This window comes from Streptomyces sp. DS1-CR2 (genome assembly GCF_055760475.1).
In genome coordinates, this window is sequence record NZ_CM147085.1 from 7085214 (window position 1) to 7101488 (window position 16275).

The window sequence follows — 16275 nt, forward strand, 5'->3', positions numbered from 1 at the left end:
CGGTGCACGGATCGATGTATCAGGGGTGGGGTTCCGCGGTATTCAACGGGATTCCACCCCTCGTACACCGGGCGGGTACGGGCTGTCAGTGGAGCGTGCTCTCATGGAGGCATGATCGAAGCACAGGAAATGACGGAAAGCATCGACGACTTTCTCGTACACGGGGTCACCGAGGTGGAGCAGGCCGTGCGCGCCGCTGCCGCCGCAGAGGTGATGCCCCGCTTCCGGCAGCTCGCCGAGGGTGACGTCGCCCAGAAGAGCGGCCCGCACGACCTCGTGACCACTGCCGACCGGCTGGCCGAGGAGTATCTGACCCGCGAGCTGAGCGCCCTGCTGCCCGGTTCCGTCGTCGTCGGCGAGGAGGCGGTCCACGCCGACTACGCGGTCTACGACGCGATAGGCGAGGACGCCCCGGTGTGGATCGTCGACCCGGTCGACGGTACCCGCCAGTTCGTCCACGGCGACCCCGGGTTCTGCATGCTCGTCGCGCTGGCCCAGCACGGCACGGTCCTCGCCTCCTGGACGTTCGCACCCGCGCTCGGCGAGTTCGCCGTAGCGGTCCGCGGCAAGGGCGCCTGGCTCAACGGCGAGGCGCTGCACGCCGGTTCACCCGGAGCGGACGAGCCCATCGACGTGGCGACCTCGCACCCCGACTACACGACGGACGCGCAGAAGCGCGACCTCCTTGGCCTGTGGGCCGACGGGGTGCGCCCGCGCCCGTGCGGCTCGGCCGGCCTCGAGTATCTGGCCGTCGCCCGCGGCGAGCTGGACGCGACCGCGTTCTCCTGGGAGGCCGCGTGGGACCACGCGGCGGGGCTGCTGCTCGTCGAGGAGGCGGGCGGCACACACCTGACGAAGGAGGGCGAGCCCTTCCGCATCACCGGGGGGAACGCACTTCCGTTCACGGCGGCCAGGAACGCGGCCACGGCTCGGCGCGTGGTGGACCTGCTCGGCGGCGAGTGACCGAGCGGCCGCGAGCGCCCCTCGCGGGTTCCCGCGCCCATGACCTGCGCCGACCCTCGGCGCACCCTTGCGCAGCCCGTCCGGGAACGCCCCGCGCCCCGGCTCTGTCAGCCCTGCGGCATATCCTGTCGACCAGTGGCCTCGGCTGACAAAGGAGTCCGAAGGTGCCGTCGATGCTCGATGCCGTCGTCGTGGGTGCGGGACCGAACGGACTGACCGCTGCCGTGGAGCTGGCCCGCCGAGGCTTCTCCGTGGCGGTCTTCGAGGCCAGGGACACCGTCGGCGGGGGCGCGCGCACCGAGGAGCTCACCCTCCCCGGATTCCGCCACGACCCGTGCTCGGCCGCTCACCCTCTGGGGATCAACTCGCCCGCGTTCAGGAACATGCCGCTGGACCGGTACGGCCTGGAGTGGCTGCACGCCGAGCTCCCCATGGCGCACCCCTTCCCCGACGGCAGCGCGGCCGTACTGTCACGCTCCGTCGCCGAGACGGCCGCCTCGTTCGGGCCGCACGACGCGGGCACCTACCGCCGTCTCGTCACACCTCTCCTGCCCAAGTGGGACGCCCTCGTGCGGGACTTCATGGCGCTGCCGCTCACCTCCCTGCCGCGCGACCCGCTCACCCTGGCCCGCTTCGGGCTCACGGGGCTCCCGCCGGCGACGTGGCTGATGCGGCGCTTCCGCGACGACCGGGCGCGCGCCCTGTTCTCCGGCCTCGTCGCCCATGCCATCGCGCCGCTCGGCGGCCTGGCCACGGGAGCCGTCGGCCTCGTCTTCGCGCTCGCCGGTCACGCGCGTGGGTGGCCCGTCGCGCGCGGCGGCTCGCAGGCGATCTCCGACGCGCTCACCGCGTACCTCAAGGACCTGGGCGGAGCCGTTCACACGAGCTACGAGATCAAGCGCCTCGACGACCTGCCGCCCGCCCGGGCCTACATCTTCGACACCTCGCCCACGGCCCTCGCCCGCATCGCCGGGCTCGGCAGCTACTACGAGCGCTTCCGGTACGGCGCGAGCGTCTTCAAGCTCGACTACGCGCTCGACGGACCCGTGCCGTGGACGGCGAAGGAGGCCAGGAGCGCAGGCACCGTCCAGGTCGGGCCCGGCAGCCGCGACATCGAGGCTGCCCTGCGCGCCGCGTCCCGCGAGGGCCGCGCCCCGGACAAGCCCTTCCTCATCACCGTCCAGCCCAGCGTCATGGACCCCTCCAGGGCCCCCGCGGGCCAGCACGTCTTCTGGGCGTACGGGCATGTCCCGAGCGGCTGGGACGGCGACCTCACCGACGCCGCCGAGCGGCAGCTGGAGCGCTTCGCGCCCGGGTTCCGCGACCGGATCCTGGCGCGGGCCACCGCGGGACCGCCCGAGCTGGCCGCCCGCAACGCGAACTATGTGGGCGGTGACATCGCCTGCGGCGCGGTGAGCGGGCTCCAGACGCTGCTGCGGCCCAAGCTGTCCCTGTCGCCGTACACGACGCCGCACCCCGCCGTCTTCATCTGCTCGTCCGCGAGCCCGCCGGGGCCGGGCGTCCACGGCATGTCCGGGCACAACGCGGCCAAGGCCGTGTGGAGGAGGATCCGCGCATCATGACCCGAATCACCCTGGTCAAGGGCGACATCACCGCCGAGACCGCCGACGCGATCGTGAACGCGGCCAACTCCTCGCTGCTCGGCGGCGGCGGTGTCGACGGCGCGATCCACCGGCGCGGCGGCCCCGAGATCCTCGCCGAGTGCCGCAGACTCCGCGCCTCGCACTATGGAAAGGGCCTGGCCACCGGACAGGCGGTCGCCACGACGGCCGGGAACCTGGACGCCGGGCATGTGATCCACACAGTAGGCCCGGTCTGGTCCGCGTCCCTGGACCGGTCCGAGCTGCTCGCCTCCTGCTACCGCGAGTCGCTGCGCGTGGCGGCCGGTCTCGGCGCGCGCACGGTGGCCTTCCCCGCGATCTCGACCGGGATCTACGGCTGGCCGCTGGACGACGGGGCGCGCATCGCGGTCCGCACCGTGCGGGAGGCCGCAGGGCCGCCGGTCGAAGAGGTGCGGTTCGTCCTCTTCGACGACCGGGCGTACGCGGCCTTCGCCGACGCCCTCGCCGACTGACCGCCCCCCGCCGAGGGGCCGCGCGGCCCGCACGTGGATGTCGGATTCTCGCCAGCCGGGGGCGGCGGCCATCGGCGATGCTTACTGCATGCACACCGACACCGACCGATGCGTCCGGGCCGTCCAGTCCAAGGACGCCCGCTTCGACGGCTGGTTCTTCACCGCCGTCCTGACGACCCGGATCTACTGCAGGCCCAGCTGTCCGGTAGTGCCTCCCAAGCCCGAGAACATGACCTTCCTGCCCAGCGCCGCCGCCTGCCAGCAGGCCGGATTCCGGGCCTGCAAGCGCTGCCGCCCCGACACGAGCCCCGGCTCCCCGCAGTGGAACCAGCGCGCCGACCTGGTGGCCCGCGCCATGCGTCTCATCGGCGACGGCGTCGTCGACCGCGAGGGCGTCCCCGGCCTCGCCGGACGCCTCGGCTACAGCACCCGCCAGGTCGAGCGCCAGCTCCTCGCCGAGCTGGGCGCGGGCCCCCTCGCCCTGGCCCGCGCCCAGCGCGCGCAGACCGCACGCATCCTCGTCGAGACGACCGAGCTGCCGATGGCCGACATCGCGTTCGCCGCCGGCTTCTCCTCCGTCCGCACCTTCAACGACACGGTCCGCGAGGTCTTCGCCCTCGCCCCGAGCGAGCTGCGCACCCGCGCGCCCAGGAACGGTGCGGCGGCGCCCGGCGCGATCACGCTGCGCCTCCCGTTCCGCGCCCCGCTCAACCCCGACAACCTCTTCGGCCACCTCGCCGCGACCGCCGTACCGGGCGTAGAGGAGTGGCGCGACGGCGCGTATCGGCGCACGCTGCGCCTCCCCTACGGGCACGGCATCGTCACCCTCACACCCGCCCCCGACCACATCGGCTGCCGCCTCGTCCTCACCGACCAGCGCGATCTGACCGTCGCGATCAGCCGCTGCCGCCGCATGCTCGACCTCGACGCGGACCCCATCGCCGTCGACGAGCAGCTGCGCGCGGACCCGCTGCTCGCGCCGCTCGTCGACAAGGCGCCCGGCCGCAGGGTGCCGCGCACCGTCGACGAGCCCGAGTTCGCGGTCCGCGCCGTACTCGGCCAGCAGGTGTCCACGGCCGCCGCCCGCACCCACGCCGCGCGCCTCGTCACCGCGCACGGCGAGCCCGTCGACGACCCCGACGGCGGCCTCACCCACCTCTTCCCGTCACCGGCGTCCCTCGCGGCCCTCGACCCCGAGGCGCTCGCCCTGCCGCGCAGCCGCCGCACCACCCTGACCACACTGGTGCGCGAACTCGCGGAGGGCACCCTCGTCCTCGGCCCCGAGAGCGACTGGGACGAGGCCCGCGACCGGCTCATGACGCTGCCCGGCTTCGGGCCCTGGACGGTCGAGGTCATCGCGATGCGCGCCCTCGGCGACCCGGACGCCTTCCTGCCCACCGACCTCGGAATGCGGCGCGCCGCACAGGAGTTGGGGCTGCCCCACACACCCGCCGCGCTCACCGCGCGCGCCGCGTCCTGGCGCACCTGGCGCGCGTACGCCGTCCAGTACCTGTGGGCCACCGACGACCACCCGATCAACTTCCTCCCCGTGTAAGGGACGTACGACCATGACCGCCAAGCAGCACCACGTCATCGACAGCCCCTACGGTCCGCTCACGCTCGTCGCCACCGACGGCACGCTCAGCGGCCTCTATATGACCGACCAGCGCCACCGCCCCGCCGAGGAGACCTTCGGGGAGCGCGACGCCCGCCCCTTCGGGGCGGTCATCGACCAGCTGGAGGCCTATTTCCAGGGCGAGCCATCCGACCAGCAGCCATGGCCTGTATGGCGCACCGCGGTCTCCCTTCCGAGTGACTCCGGTGGCGCGAGTCCCCGGATCACTGGTGTCTGTACGAAGGAGGACCGGGCAGAAAGCGAGAGACCATGGAGCGAAAGCGCGAGCGCCTCGCGACACCCTGGGCCGCGGGGGTGGCCGGGGTGGTGTTCGCGATCCTCATGGCCGCGGCGATGGTCCTGATGCGCATCGCTTTGCCCGGCGGCAACGGCGCGGACGACGTAACCGTCGATGCCGGACAGCGCAGCGCCGTGCGGACAGCGCTGGAGCTTCTCCCGTTCGCCGGGATCGCCTTCCTGTGGTTCATGGGCGCCCTGCGCGAGCACGCCGGCGAGGCCGAGGACCCTTTCGTGTCCACGGTGTTCCTGGGCAGTGGCCTGGTCTTCGTCGCCACCCTGTTCGGCGCTGCCGCGGCAGCCGGAACCGTGCTCGACGAGAGTCAGCAGCACCCTCCTTTCGGCCGGCATTTCGCCTACGCCCTGCTGACCACGTACGCCATGCGGATGGCGGCCGTGTTCATCATCACGACCTCGACCATCGGCCGCCGACGCGGCGCACTCCCGCGCCCGCTCGTCGCCCTCGGCTACCTGGCGGGCCTTACGCTGCTCGCGGTGGGAGCGAACGTGCCCTGGTCCGAACTGGTCTTCCCGGCCTGGGCGTTGCTCCTCAGCCTGAACATCCTGCGGGGTCGGCGTCCCGCCCGGTCGCAGCCGGCCACATCGGCCTGAGCCGACCACACCGCTCACTCGAACGGTCGCCTTCTCGTCGCCGCAGCCCGTCCGGACACCGAGGGTGGTCTCAGGGGGCTGACCGGGCCGTGGAGAGGACCGATCCCGTGGTGAGGATTGCCGTCGACCTGAACCGCTGCCAGGGGTATGCGCAGTGCGCGTTCCTTGCGCCCGAGATCTTCGCCATGCACGGCGAGGAGGCACTGCTGTACACCCCGGAGGCCGACGAGGCGCAGCGTGCGAAGCTGGCCCAGGCCGCCGCGGCCTGCCCGGTTCAGGCCATCCTCGTCGATGCGGTGGACGTACCGGCCGAGGCGGTGTCCGGTGCACGGTGACGGATCCCTGGAACGGCTCAGACGCGAGGGCCGCATCGTCGTCGTAGGCGCCTCACTGGCCGGCCTGCGCGCCGCCGAAACCCTGCGAACCGAGGGCTTCGCGGGCTCCCTGACCATGATCGGTGACGAGCCCCACGAGCCGTACGACCGGCCCCCGCTCTCCAAGCAGGTGCTGCTGGGCAGGGCGGCCGCCGACCGCACCGCACTGCCCAGGCTCCGGTCGGTCGACGTGACCTGGCGGCTGGGTGTCCCGGCCACCGGCCTGGACATGGCCGCAGCGCGGGTGCGGCTGGCCGACGGTGACGAGGTGCCGTACGACCGGCTGCTGATCGCCACCGGGGTCCGGGCGCGACCCTGGCCGCGCGAGGCCGAGGCGGAACTCGACGGCGTCTTCGTCCTGCGGACCCGCGACGACAGCGCCGCCCTCGTGCGGCGGCTCGAGGCGGGACCCAAGCGGGTCCTCGTCATCGGGGCCGGGTTCACCGGCTCGGAGATCGCCTCCGCCTGCCGCGAACGCGGCCTCCCCGTCACCGTCGCCGAGCGTGGCTCGGCGCCCCTGGTCGGCGCCCTCGGCGGGCTGGTCGGCGCGGTCGCCGCGGAGCTCCAGCGCAAGCACGGTGTCGACCTGCGATGCGGGGTCATGGTGACCGCTCTGGAGGGCGACACCTCGGGACGGGTACGCGCCGCGCATCTGTCCGACGGCTCCACCGTGGAGGCCGACGTGGTGATCGTCTCGCTCGGGGCCACCCGCAACACCGAATGGCTCGCCGGGTCCGGACTCGGGGCCGGCCCCCGCGGCATCGCCTGCGACGCCGGCTGCCGCGCCTTCGACATCCGCGGAATCGTCACCGACGACATCTATGCGGCGGGCGACGTCGCCCGCTCCCCTCACGCTCTGTTCGGCTATCAGTTCCTGTCCCTGGAGCACTGGGGCAACGCCGTCTCGCAGGGTCGGATCGCGGCGCACAACATGCTCAGCGAGAGCACCGACCGCCTCCCCCACATGGAGGTGCCGGCCTTCTGGTCCGCGCAGTTCGGAGTCAACATCAAGTCCGTCGGGGTGCCGTCGCTGGGGACCGAGATCCTCATCTCGCAGGGCTCGCTCCAGGATCGGCGGTTCGTAGGTGTCTACGGGTATCAGGGGCGCGTCATCGGCGCGGTTGCCTTCGACCATGCCCGGTGGCTGCCGTTCTACCAGGAGCTGATCGAGACCACCGCGTCGTTCCCGCCGCCGTTCGACACGGTCGACCGGCGCTCGGACGGACAGCGGCCGATCGACGCGGACTTCCCCGACCCGTCGGTCCCCACCCACGGCCCCACTGTGACCCTCAGCGGATACTCACCGGCCGACCGCCGGATGACGTTCACCCCCGCGCACTGACCGGCACGGCCACGAGGACTCGCCATGACGCCATCCTTGCTGCACCAGGTTCTGGACTACGCCAACCGCGCCAATCCGTACCCGATCTACGAAGAGCTGCGGAAGACGCCGGTCCACCACGAAGCCGACGGGCCGTACGTCATCAGCACCTACTACGAGATCCGCAGTCTCCTGCACGATCCCCGGATCAGTTCCGACGCCCGCAATCTGGCCTCGAACACCCGCGACCCGCTGGCCCAGTCGACCGAGGGGGAAAGTGCCCTGCCGCCGAGCTTCCTCCGGCTCGATCCGCCGGAACACGACCGGCTGCGACGCATGACGAACCGGCCCTTCGGCCCGCCGCACTCCCCCCGCCGGGTCGACGGGATGCGCGAAGAGCTGCACGGCATCGTCTCCGGCCTCATCGACGACATCGGCGACCCGGGCCGGATCGACCTGGTGGACCAGTTCTCGTACCCCTTCCCGGTGACCGTGATCTGCCGGCTGCTGGGGGTGCCGCGCGAGGACGAGGCACGCTTCCACACCTGGGCGGACACCATCGCCGCCGGCCTGGACCCCGACCCGGACGCGGACCCGGCCGAGCGGGGCAAGGTCACGCAGGACGCCCGTATGCAGTTGGGCATGTACCTGGCCGGACTGGTCGAGGAGCGCCGCAAGAATCCCGGAGAGGACATGCTCTCCGAGCTGGCGACCGCAAAGGGCGAGGACGGGGCGATGACCACCATGGAACTGCTCAGCACGGCAGCGCTGCTGCTGATCGCGGGGCACGAGACCACCGTCAATCTCGTCACCAACGGAATGCTGACCCTGCTGCGCCATCCCGATGTCCTGGAGCGGCTGCGTGCGGATCCGCGGCTGGCCGTGCCCATCGTCGAGGAGCTGCTGCGCTTCGAGCCGCCGGTGCAACTCGTGCCGCAGCGCACCACCCTCGCCGACATCGAGGTCCGCGGCGTCACCATTCCCAAGGGCGCCTCGCTGTGGCTGGTTCTGGCGTCCGGCAACCGAGACCCCCAGCGCTTCGAGGACCCCGACCGCTTCGACCCCGACCGCCAGGACATCCAGCACCTCGGCCTGGGCAGCGGCATCCACAGCTGCTTCGGGGCACCACTCGCCCGGCTGGAGGCCCAGTTCGCCCTGTCGGAACTGGCCCGGAGGCTGGAGAACCCACGTCTGCTGGAGGACCCGCCGCCGTACCGGCAGAACGCCGTGCTGCGCGGGCCGCGGCATCTGTCCATCGCCTGCGACGGGATCCGCCCTTAGGGCCCCCTAGTGCCTGGCCCTACGGGTGCGCCATGCCGAATTGGCGCAGCAGCTTCGGCAGCGCGGTGCCGATGGGTTCGCGGATGAGTTCGTCGGCCAGTTCGTCGTACGGCGTCGCCTCGGCGTTGACGATGACGAGCCGCGCCCCATGATCCGCGGCGACACCGGCGAGCCCGGCGGCGGGCTGCACCTGAAGACTGCTCCCCACGGCGACGAACACCTGACACGCCTTGGTGATCGCGACGGCCTCACCCAGCACCACCGGATCGAGCCGCTCCCCGAACATCACGGTCGCCGACTTCAGGATCCCCCCGCACTTCAGGCACGGCGGATCGTCTTCCCCGGCCTCGACCCGGGCGAGGGCGTCCTCCATGGGCCCACGCGCATGACAGCCGGTACACACGAAACTCCGTACGGAGCCGTGCAGTTCGAGGACCTTGCGGGCGGGCATCCCGGCGAGCTGGTGCAGCCCGTCCACGTTCTGCGTGATCACCCGCACGGGCACACCGGCCCGCTCCAGATCGGCGACGGCCCGGTGCGCGCCGTTCGGCTCGGCGGCAAGGGTCCGGTTCTTGCGCCGCATCTGCCACGACCGGCGCCGGATCTCCGGATCCCCCATGTAGTACTCGTACGTGACGAGCTTCTCCGCCTCCGGATCGCGCCGCCACAGACCGTTCGGCCCGCGGTAGTCCGGGATCCCGGAGTCCGTGGAGATGCCTGCACCACTGAGGATCGCGACGAGAGGCTGCGTGCTCATGCCGCCGAGGGTAGGCGCCCCTGCGGGCGAACCGCGAGGCGGTATCGGCGCCCGCCGCACCGGGCCGGGTCCGCCCGCCGCACCCGCCCGCCGCACCGGGCCGGGTCAGCTCGCGCGGTTGCCGTCCTCCAGTTCGGCCGTTCCCTCGCCCCGCGTGAGGACGTCGAGGGCCGTAAGGACGCGGCGGCCCAGTGGGCCCGGCAGGTACTCCGGCAGGTCGGGCCGGTCCACGAGGCGCCAGGAGAGCAGTTCCTCCTCCTGGAGCCTGATCGCCTTGATGCGGTCCTCGTCCAGGACCCCGCCGTCGTACAGATAGGCCACGAGCGGCGGTCGCGCGGGCGTGCCCGGCACCCAGTCGACCGCGAGCAGCCGGCCGAGCTCCAGGTCGAGGCCGATCTCCTCGGCGGTCTCGCGCCGGGCGCCCTGGCGCGGGGTCTCCCCGGTGTCGGACTCGACGGTGCCGCCCGGCAGCGCCCACCCGTCGCGGTAGTTCGGCTCGACGAGCAGCACACGCCCCTCGGAGTCACGGAAGAGCGCGGCGGCGCCGCACAGGACGCGGGGGAGGCCCGCGATGTACGCGGCGAACTCGGCAGAGACAGTCATGAGGGAAGCGTAGGGGGTGTCCGGCGGATCACGGCCGGGGTCGCGACGCCTGGCACGGGACCTCGCCCCGTTGTCGAAACATCCGAATGGCTCCGCCATGAGGGTGCTCCGGCGCCTTGCGATGCGCCGCGCCAGGCGCCGCGACCTGTCCGACCCCGATCCGCCGGCCCCCCTGACGACCGTGTGCGGGGCCCGGATCCGCCGGGCTACGCTTCGGCCAACTCGACCGTACGCGACGCGAGTTCGCTGATCCGCGCGCCGTCGAACCCGAACACCGCGCTGCGCACCCGGTCCTCCAGCGGGTCCTTCCACTGCGCCGGGATCGCCGCGGCGCCGCACAGCACACCGGCCACGGACCCGGCCGTCGCGCCGTTCGAGTCGGTGTCCAGGCCGCCGCGCACCGTGAGCGCGAGGGTGCGGGTGAAGTCCCCGTCGCCGTACAGGAGCCCGGCTGTGATGACGGCCGCGTTCGGGACCGTGTGGATCCAGCCGAGCCCGGACGTCTCCTCCTCCAGCGTCGCGAGCGTCTCCTCCCAGCTCAGCCGCGACTCGTGGAGCGTGGCGGTGCGCCGCACCGTACGGGCCAGCCGGCTGCTCGCCGGGATCACGGTGAGCGCGGTGTCGAGCGCGGCGCGCGGGCCCGGCGCCGTGAACGCCGCCGCGACGAGCGCCGCCGCCCACATCGCGCCGTACACGCCGTTGCCCGTATGGGACAGGACCGCGTCGCGGCGCGCGAGGGAGGCCGCGCGGTGCGGGTCGCCCGGACACGTCCAGCCGAAGATGTCGGCACGGATCAGCGCGCCGATCCACTCCTGGTACGGATTGTCGAACGTCGCCGTGAGCGGCGGCTTCAGCCCGTTCGCGAGATTGCGGTACGCCGCCCGCTCCGCGGTGAACGTCTGCAGATACGGCAGCCTCATCAGCCACAGATCACCCACCTGTTCCGTGGAGAAGGCGAAGCCGTACGTCTCCAGGAGGTGCAGGCCGAGGATCGCGTAGTCCACGTCGTCGTCCCGGCAGCTGCCGTGGATCCGCCCGCGCACGCACTGCCGCCACTCGGGTCGCAGTGCGAGGCCGTCGGACTCGTCGGCGGGTTCGGGCAGATAGTCGGTGAGCGGCAGGGCGGCGGCCCGCCGCAGATAGCCGTCGATGCGCGCCCGGGTCCAGTGCTCGCCCTGTTCCACCGGCTTGCCGAGCATGTTGCCCGCGATCCGGCCGAGCCAGCCGCCGAGCACCCGGTCCTGGAGGTCGCTGCCCACTGGGGTCATGTCTTTGGTGTACCCGATGAGGGGCCGCGGTGGGGTGAGGCGTTCCGCGCCGTGCGCCGGACCGTCCGCGCACCGCGCCCGGCTGATCGATCATTTCCGTGCTCACGGCGCCCCGGTTTGAGTGGGTATAGCGGGACTTATCGTCCGGGCGCGCCGTTTCGGGGACCGGACAGCCATGGGCAGCGGCCCCCACCTCCGGTTAAGGTCGCAGCGGCGCGACTGCCTTGCGCGAGCAAGGCGCGAAAGCAAGGGGAATGCAAGGTGGCGGACGCTGGAGTGACGGCGGAGCACGTGCTCATCGCCGCGGACAAGTTCAAGGGCTCGCTCACGGCCGTGCAGGTCGCGGAGCGGGTCACGGCCGGCCTGCGGCGGATCGCGCCCGGGGTGACGGTCGAGTCCGTGCCCGTCGCGGACGGTGGGGACGGCACGGTGGCCGCGGCCGTGGCGGCCGGTTTCGAGCGCCGCGAGGTACGGGTCACGGGGCCGCTCGGTGACGAGGTCACGGCGGCGTATGCCCTGCGGGACGGCACGGCCGTCGTCGAGATGGCCGAGGCGTCCGGGCTCCAGCTGCTGCCCGAAGGCGTCTTCGCGCCGCTGACCTCGACCACGTACGGGTCCGGCGAACTGCTCGCCGCGGCGCTCGACGCGGGCGCCCGCTCCATCGTCTTCGGCGTGGGCGGCAGCGCGACGACCGACGGCGGCGCCGGAATGCTGGCCGCGCTCGGCGCACGCTTCCTGGATGCGGACGGCAAGCCCGTCGGCCCGGGCGGCGGGCCCCTCGCCGACCTGGCCACGGCCGACCTCTCGGGGCTCGACCCGCGCCTGGCCGACGTGGAGATCGTCCTCGCCAGCGACGTCGACAACCCGCTGACCGGCCCGAAGGGCGCGCCCGCGGTGTACGGCCCGCAGAAGGGCGCGACGTCGGACGACGTCGCCGCCCTGGACGCGGCGCTGGCCCACTTCGCGCGGGTCCTGGCCAAGTCGATCGGCCCGAAGGCACTCGAATACGCCGACTCGCCCGGCGCCGGAGCCGCCGGTGGCATCGGCTACGGCGCCCTCGTCGGGCTCGGAGCGGGCTTCCGGGCCGGGATCGAGGTCATGCTCGACGTCCTCGGCTTCGCGCCCGCGCTCGCCCGCGCCACCCTCGTCATCACGGGCGAGGGTTCCCTCGACGAGCAGACGCTCCACGGCAAGGCCCCGGCGGGCGTCGCCGCGGCGGCCCGCGCGGCGGGCGTCGAGGTCGTGGCGGTCTGCGGCCGCCTCGCCCTTCCCCCGGAGGCCCTGGGCCGTGCGGGCATCCGCCGCGCCTACGCCCTCACGGACGTGGAGCCGGACGTGGCCCGCGCCATCGCCGAGGCGGGCCCGATCCTGGAGACCGTGGCGGAGCGGGTCGCCCGCGATTTCCTGGTGTGACCTGACGCGCGCCGGGGTGAGGGGTGGTCCTCACCCCGGCGAGGGCCGGTAGGCGGCGAGGGCCGGGGTCATCTCCATCAGGTCGCGGGGGCGCGACAGTGACCTGGGCGTTGGCCTGTCCGGCACGGGAGCTGCGGCCCTGGACACGCTCCGGCAGCCGGACGACCGCGTGAAGGTCCTGGTACGCCCCGGCCTCCCCGGCACCGGCCTGCACCCCGCTCCGTGAGATAGGACGAAGGGCCCCGAACCAAGCGGTTCGGGGCCCTTCGTCCGTACGGGTACGGGTTACGGCAGCTGCGCGGCGCGTGCCTCGCGGCGGTTGTCCCGGAAGTTGTTCACCCTCCGGGCCGTCGCGAACAGCGGGATCACGGCGCCGAGGACCAGCTGCAGCGCGCAGCCGGTCTGGAGCAGCAGCTGGCCGCCGGGGGCGTCGAACGCCCAGGCCGCCAGGAGCCCCATCGCTGCCACGATCCACCCCAGCATCGCGACCGCGAGCGGACCGCGCGGCTTCGGGTACTCGACGCGGCTCACCATCAGCCAGGCCGTACCGATGATCGCGAGGACCGTTGCCACGAACGGCAGCTCGAGGAGCACGATCGACACGACCGTGAGCGCCCCGAAGGGGCTCGGCATGCCCTGGAAGGTGCCGTCCTTCACCGTCACGCACGAGAATCTCGCGAGTCTGAGCACGACGGCCAGGAGCACCACGATGGCGCCCACCGCCGCCACCCGCTGATGCGCGTCGTCCGCGACCATGCCGTACACGAGGACGAAGTACGCGGGCGCGAGGCCGAAGCTGATGAGGTCCGAGAGGTTGTCCAGCTCGGCGCCCATCGGCGACGAGCGGAGCTTGCGCGCCACCAGGCCGTCGAACAGGTCGAAGATCGCCGCGGCCAGCATCAGGATGACGGCCGTGGCCGCGCTGTGCCGGGCCATGCCCGACTCCTGGCTGCCCTGGAGGTGCGGGATCAGGATGCCGGTGGTGGTGAAGTACACCGCCATGAAGCCGCACGTGGCGTTACCGAGCGTGAGGGTGTCCGCTATCGACAGGCGCAGTGAAAGCGGCATTTCCTCCGCTTCGTCCGCCTCCTCGGCCTCGGGCACCCACCCGGCCTGCGTCTCTGGATCAGTCACGGTCAATGCGAGTCACCCCAGCCACGGTCTTCTGGCCGACCTCGAGCGCGACCTCGACACCCTCGGGGAGGTAGATGTCGACGCGCGACCCGAAGCGGATCAGACCGATGCGCTCGCCCTGCTCGAGCTTGGTGCCCTGCGGGACGTACGGGACGATCCGGCGGGCGACCGCACCGGCGATCTGCACCATCTCGATGTCGCCGAGCTCGGTGTCGAAGTGCCAGACAACGCGCTCGTTGTTCTCGCTCTCCTTGTTGAACGCCGGGACGAACCCGCCGGGGATGTGCTCCACGGACGTCACCGTGCCTGCCAGCGGCGCGCGGTTGACGTGGACGTTCAGCGGGCTCATGAAGATCGCGACCCGGGTCCGCCCGTCCTTCCACGGCATGATGCTCTGCACCACGCCGTCGGCCGGGGAGATGACCCGGCCGGGGGCGATCTCACGCTCGGGGTCGCGGAAGAACCACAGCATGCCGGCCGCCAGAGCGGTGGCGGGTACGGCTACTGCGGCGGCCTTCTTGGAGCGACGCGAACGGGCCAGGCTCAGGGCGGCTGTGGCGACGGTCGGCAGGAGCCACGGCGATGCTCCGCGCGCAATGCGTCCACCCAGGACGCCGTCGCGTGGTGCAGAGGTTTGGCTGTGGGGCATGGATGACCTTCGTAGCGGATGATGCCGCGCTCTGTACGGGGGGACGGCGGCTTTTCCGGGATGCTATCGGTTGCGAGCCACAACTGGGCAAGCCAGGAAGCTGAGTCGGCGGCTGAAGGGTGCTGACAGGGTGTGATCTTCTTCTCGAACAAAACACCCTGTAGCGGACATTCAGCCCTGGAATCGATACTCCTCGAGCAGGCGGCGGCCAATGATCATTTTCTGGATCTCGGCGGTACCTTCACCGATCAGGAGCATCGGGGCCTCGCGGTAGAGACGCTCGATCTCGTACTCCTTGGAGAAGCCGTAGCCGCCGTGGATCCGGAAGGCGTCCTCGACCACTTCCTTGCAGTATTCGGAGGCGAGGTACTTCGCCATCCCTGCTTCCAGGTCGTTTCGTTCCCCGGAATCCTTTTTGCGTGCTGCGTTGACCATCATCGCATGGGCGGCCTCGACCTTGGTAGCCATCTCCGCGAGCTTGAACTGGATGGCCTGGTGCTGGGCGATGGGCTTGCCGAACGTGTGGCGTTGCTGGGCGTAGGAAACCCCCAGTTCAAACGCACGCTGCGCGACACCGCAGCCACGTGCCGCGACATTCACGCGGCCGACTTCCACTCCGTCCATCATTTGGTAAAACCCTCGGCCACTCGCGCCGCCGAGTACCCGATTGGCCGGAATGCGCAGTCCGTCCATGATGAGTTCGGTCGTGTCGACGCCCTTGTAACCCATCTTGTCGATCTTCCCCGGAATGGTGAGGCCCGGACGGACCTCTCCGAAGCCGGGCTCCTTCTCGACGAGGAAGGTCGTCATCGACTTGTGGGGCGCCGTGCCCTCCGGGTGTCCTTCGTCACTCTTGACCAGAACAGCCACCAGATTCGACGAGCCGCCGTTCGTCAGCCACATCTTCTGACCGTTCAGGACGTACTCGTCCCCGTCCTTCACCGCCTTCGACGAGATCGCCGACACGTCCGAGCCGAGCGCCGGCTCCGACATCGAGAACGCGCCGCGCGTCTCGCCCAGCGCCATGCGCGGCAGGAAGTAGTCCTTCTGCTCCTGCGTGCCGTGCTGCTTGAGCATGTACGCCACGATGAAGTGCGTGTTGATGATGCCGGAGACCGACATCCAGCCGCGGGCGATCTCCTCGACGCACAGCGCGTACGTGAGAAGGGACTCGCCCAGGCCCCCGTACTCCTCGGGGATCATCAGGCCGAACAGGCCCAACTCCTTGAGACCGTCGACGATCTGCTGCGGGTACTCGTCGCGGTGCTCCAGCTCGGTCGCGACCGGAATGATCTCCTTGTCCACGAAGTCGCGGACGGTGGAGAGGATCTCCTGCTGGACGTCGGTGAGACCGGCGGTCTGGGCGAGTCGCGCCATGGCTACTTCTCCTGCTGCTTCAGTTCGGGACGGCCCGGCTGCTCGCCGCCGCGCTCCTTGATGTACGTCTCGGTGGGGACCATCACCTTGCGGCGGAACACGCAGACCAGCGTGCCGTCCTGCTTGTAGCCCTTGGTCTCCACGTAGACGATCCCGCGGTCGTTCTTCGACTTGGAGGGCGTCTTGTCGAGGACCGTCGTCTCGCCGTAGATGGTGTCGCCGTGGAAGGTCGGCGCCACGTGCTTGAGCGACTCGACCTCCAGGTTGGCGATCGCCTTGCCGGACACGTCCGGCACCGACATGCCGAGGAGCAGCGAGTAGATGTAGTTCCCGACGACGACGTTCTTGCCGAAGTCGGTCGTCTTCTCCGCGTAGTTGGTGTCCATGTGGAGCGGGTGGTGGTTCATCGTCAGGAGACAGAAGAGGTGGTCGTCGTACTCCGTGACGGTCTTTCCGGGCCAGTGCTTGTAGACCGCGCCGACCTCGAACTCTTCGTACGTGCGTCCGAACTGCATG

At 71.4% G+C, this 16275-nt stretch carries 16 protein-coding genes and 1 pseudogene; 10 read left to right on the forward strand and 7 right to left on the reverse strand.

Annotation, left to right across the window (positions count from 1 at the left end):
* Positions 1-111 precede the first annotated feature (111 nt).
* The 9 genes and pseudogenes from ACY0PA_RS33380 to ACY0PA_RS33420 all read left to right on the forward strand — a co-directional run bounded on the left by ACY0PA_RS33380 (position 112) and on the right by ACY0PA_RS33420 (position 8558).
* Positions 112-963 (forward strand): inositol monophosphatase family protein, encoded by an 852-nt coding sequence (locus ACY0PA_RS33380; protein WP_473081173.1) that lies wholly within the window; start codon positions 112-114, stop codon positions 961-963.
* Between the two features lie 173 nt (positions 964-1136).
* The gene (locus ACY0PA_RS33385; RefSeq protein ID WP_473086509.1) at positions 1137-2546 is read left to right on the forward strand and encodes a phytoene desaturase family protein; all 1410 of its coding nucleotides are present in this window, start codon (positions 1137-1139) and stop codon (positions 2544-2546) included.
* Positions 2543-3058 (forward strand): O-acetyl-ADP-ribose deacetylase, encoded by a 516-nt coding sequence (locus ACY0PA_RS33390; protein WP_473081174.1) that lies wholly within the window; start codon positions 2543-2545, stop codon positions 3056-3058. The genes ACY0PA_RS33385 and ACY0PA_RS33390 overlap by 4 nt, the downstream gene beginning before the upstream one ends.
* 88 nt (positions 3059-3146) lie before the next feature.
* The gene (locus ACY0PA_RS33395; protein WP_473081175.1) at positions 3147-4613 is read left to right on the forward strand and encodes a DNA-3-methyladenine glycosylase 2 family protein; all 1467 of its coding nucleotides are present in this window, start codon (positions 3147-3149) and stop codon (positions 4611-4613) included.
* A 13-nt stretch (positions 4614-4626) separates the two neighbouring features.
* A pseudogene (locus ACY0PA_RS33400) lies at positions 4627-4827 on the forward strand (methylated-DNA--[protein]-cysteine S-methyltransferase); the annotation flags it as partial.
* Positions 4828-4943: 116 nt separating this feature from the next.
* Positions 4944-5582 (forward strand): hypothetical protein, encoded by a 639-nt coding sequence (locus tag ACY0PA_RS33405; RefSeq protein ID WP_473081176.1) that lies wholly within the window; start codon positions 4944-4946, stop codon positions 5580-5582.
* A gap of 110 nt (positions 5583-5692) precedes the next feature.
* Complete coding sequence (locus tag ACY0PA_RS33410; protein WP_473086510.1) at positions 5693-5917, forward strand: ferredoxin; 225 nt, start codon at positions 5693-5695, stop codon at positions 5915-5917.
* Entirely contained in the window at positions 5874-7298 is a 1425-nt protein-coding gene (locus ACY0PA_RS33415; protein WP_473081177.1) for an NAD(P)/FAD-dependent oxidoreductase, read from the forward strand. Before ACY0PA_RS33410 ends, ACY0PA_RS33415 begins: the two co-directional genes overlap by 44 nt.
* A gap of 24 nt (positions 7299-7322) precedes the next feature.
* A complete protein-coding gene (locus ACY0PA_RS33420; protein ID WP_473081178.1) occupies positions 7323-8558 on the forward strand; it encodes a cytochrome P450 in 1236 nt (411 codons plus the stop codon).
* Between the two features lie 19 nt (positions 8559-8577).
* On the opposite strand, the gene ACY0PA_RS33425 is transcribed toward ACY0PA_RS33420, so the two are convergent.
* From ACY0PA_RS33425 to ACY0PA_RS33435, 3 genes are all read right to left on the reverse strand, one after another.
* Entirely contained in the window at positions 8578-9315 is a 738-nt protein-coding gene (locus tag ACY0PA_RS33425; protein WP_473081179.1) for an SIR2 family NAD-dependent protein deacylase, read from the reverse strand.
* A gap of 105 nt (positions 9316-9420) precedes the next feature.
* A complete protein-coding gene (locus ACY0PA_RS33430) occupies positions 9421-9918 on the reverse strand; it encodes an NUDIX domain-containing protein (RefSeq protein ID WP_473081180.1) in 498 nt (165 codons plus the stop codon).
* 206 nt (positions 9919-10124) lie between these two features.
* Positions 10125-11186 carry an ADP-ribosylglycohydrolase family protein gene (locus ACY0PA_RS33435; RefSeq protein ID WP_473081181.1) on the reverse strand — a complete coding sequence of 354 codons (1062 nt, stop codon included), beginning with the start codon at positions 11184-11186 and terminating at the stop codon, positions 10125-10127.
* 261 nt (positions 11187-11447) lie between these two features.
* Here ACY0PA_RS33435 and ACY0PA_RS33440 point away from each other — a divergent pair, with 261 nt between their 5' ends.
* The gene (locus tag ACY0PA_RS33440; RefSeq protein ID WP_473081182.1) at positions 11448-12599 is read left to right on the forward strand and encodes a glycerate kinase; all 1152 of its coding nucleotides are present in this window, start codon (positions 11448-11450) and stop codon (positions 12597-12599) included.
* Positions 12600-12884: 285 nt separating this feature from the next.
* Here ACY0PA_RS33440 and pssA read toward each other — a convergent pair whose 3' ends face one another.
* From pssA to ACY0PA_RS33460, 4 genes are all read right to left on the reverse strand, one after another.
* Positions 12885-13739 (reverse strand): CDP-diacylglycerol--serine O-phosphatidyltransferase, encoded by an 855-nt coding sequence (gene pssA / locus ACY0PA_RS33445; RefSeq protein WP_100591520.1) that lies wholly within the window; start codon positions 13737-13739, stop codon positions 12885-12887.
* Positions 13726-14382, reverse strand: coding sequence for a phosphatidylserine decarboxylase (locus tag ACY0PA_RS33450; protein WP_100591521.1), 657 nt, complete (start codon positions 14380-14382; stop codon positions 13726-13728). The genes pssA and ACY0PA_RS33450 overlap by 14 nt, the downstream gene beginning before the upstream one ends.
* Positions 14383-14553: 171 nt before the next feature.
* Complete coding sequence (locus ACY0PA_RS33455) at positions 14554-15759, reverse strand: acyl-CoA dehydrogenase family protein (RefSeq protein ID WP_473081183.1); 1206 nt, start codon at positions 15757-15759, stop codon at positions 14554-14556.
* A 2-nt stretch (positions 15760-15761) separates the two neighbouring features.
* Complete coding sequence (locus ACY0PA_RS33460) at positions 15762-16274, reverse strand: MaoC family dehydratase (protein ID WP_473081184.1); 513 nt, start codon at positions 16272-16274, stop codon at positions 15762-15764.
* Position 16275 lies beyond the last annotated feature (1 nt).

Coding starts and splice junctions, on each gene's coding strand:
- ACY0PA_RS33380 (WP_473081173.1), top strand. CDS start 112: ATGATCGAAGCACAGGAAATGACGGAAAGCATCGACGACTTTCTCGTA.
- ACY0PA_RS33385 (WP_473086509.1), top strand. CDS start 1,137: ATGCTCGATGCCGTCGTCGTGGGTGCGGGACCGAACGGACTGACCGCT.
- ACY0PA_RS33390 (WP_473081174.1), top strand. CDS start 2,543: ATGACCCGAATCACCCTGGTCAAGGGCGACATCACCGCCGAGACCGCC.
- ACY0PA_RS33395 (WP_473081175.1), top strand. CDS start 3,147: ATGCACACCGACACCGACCGATGCGTCCGGGCCGTCCAGTCCAAGGAC.
- ACY0PA_RS33405 (WP_473081176.1), top strand. CDS start 4,944: ATGGAGCGAAAGCGCGAGCGCCTCGCGACACCCTGGGCCGCGGGGGTG.
- ACY0PA_RS33415 (WP_473081177.1), top strand. CDS start 5,874: ATGCGGTGGACGTACCGGCCGAGGCGGTGTCCGGTGCACGGTGACGGA.
- ACY0PA_RS33420 (WP_473081178.1), top strand. CDS start 7,323: ATGACGCCATCCTTGCTGCACCAGGTTCTGGACTACGCCAACCGCGCC.
- ACY0PA_RS33425 (WP_473081179.1), bottom strand. CDS start 9,315: ATGAGCACGCAGCCTCTCGTCGCGATCCTCAGTGGTGCAGGCATCTCC.
- ACY0PA_RS33430 (WP_473081180.1), bottom strand. CDS start 9,918: ATGACTGTCTCTGCCGAGTTCGCCGCGTACATCGCGGGCCTCCCCCGC.
- ACY0PA_RS33435 (WP_473081181.1), bottom strand. CDS start 11,186: ATGACCCCAGTGGGCAGCGACCTCCAGGACCGGGTGCTCGGCGGCTGG.
- ACY0PA_RS33450 (WP_100591521.1), bottom strand. CDS start 14,382: ATGCCCCACAGCCAAACCTCTGCACCACGCGACGGCGTCCTGGGTGGA.
- ACY0PA_RS33455 (WP_473081183.1), bottom strand. CDS start 15,759: ATGGCGCGACTCGCCCAGACCGCCGGTCTCACCGACGTCCAGCAGGAG.
- ACY0PA_RS33460 (WP_473081184.1), bottom strand. CDS start 16,274: ATGCAGTTCGGACGCACGTACGAAGAGTTCGAGGTCGGCGCGGTCTAC.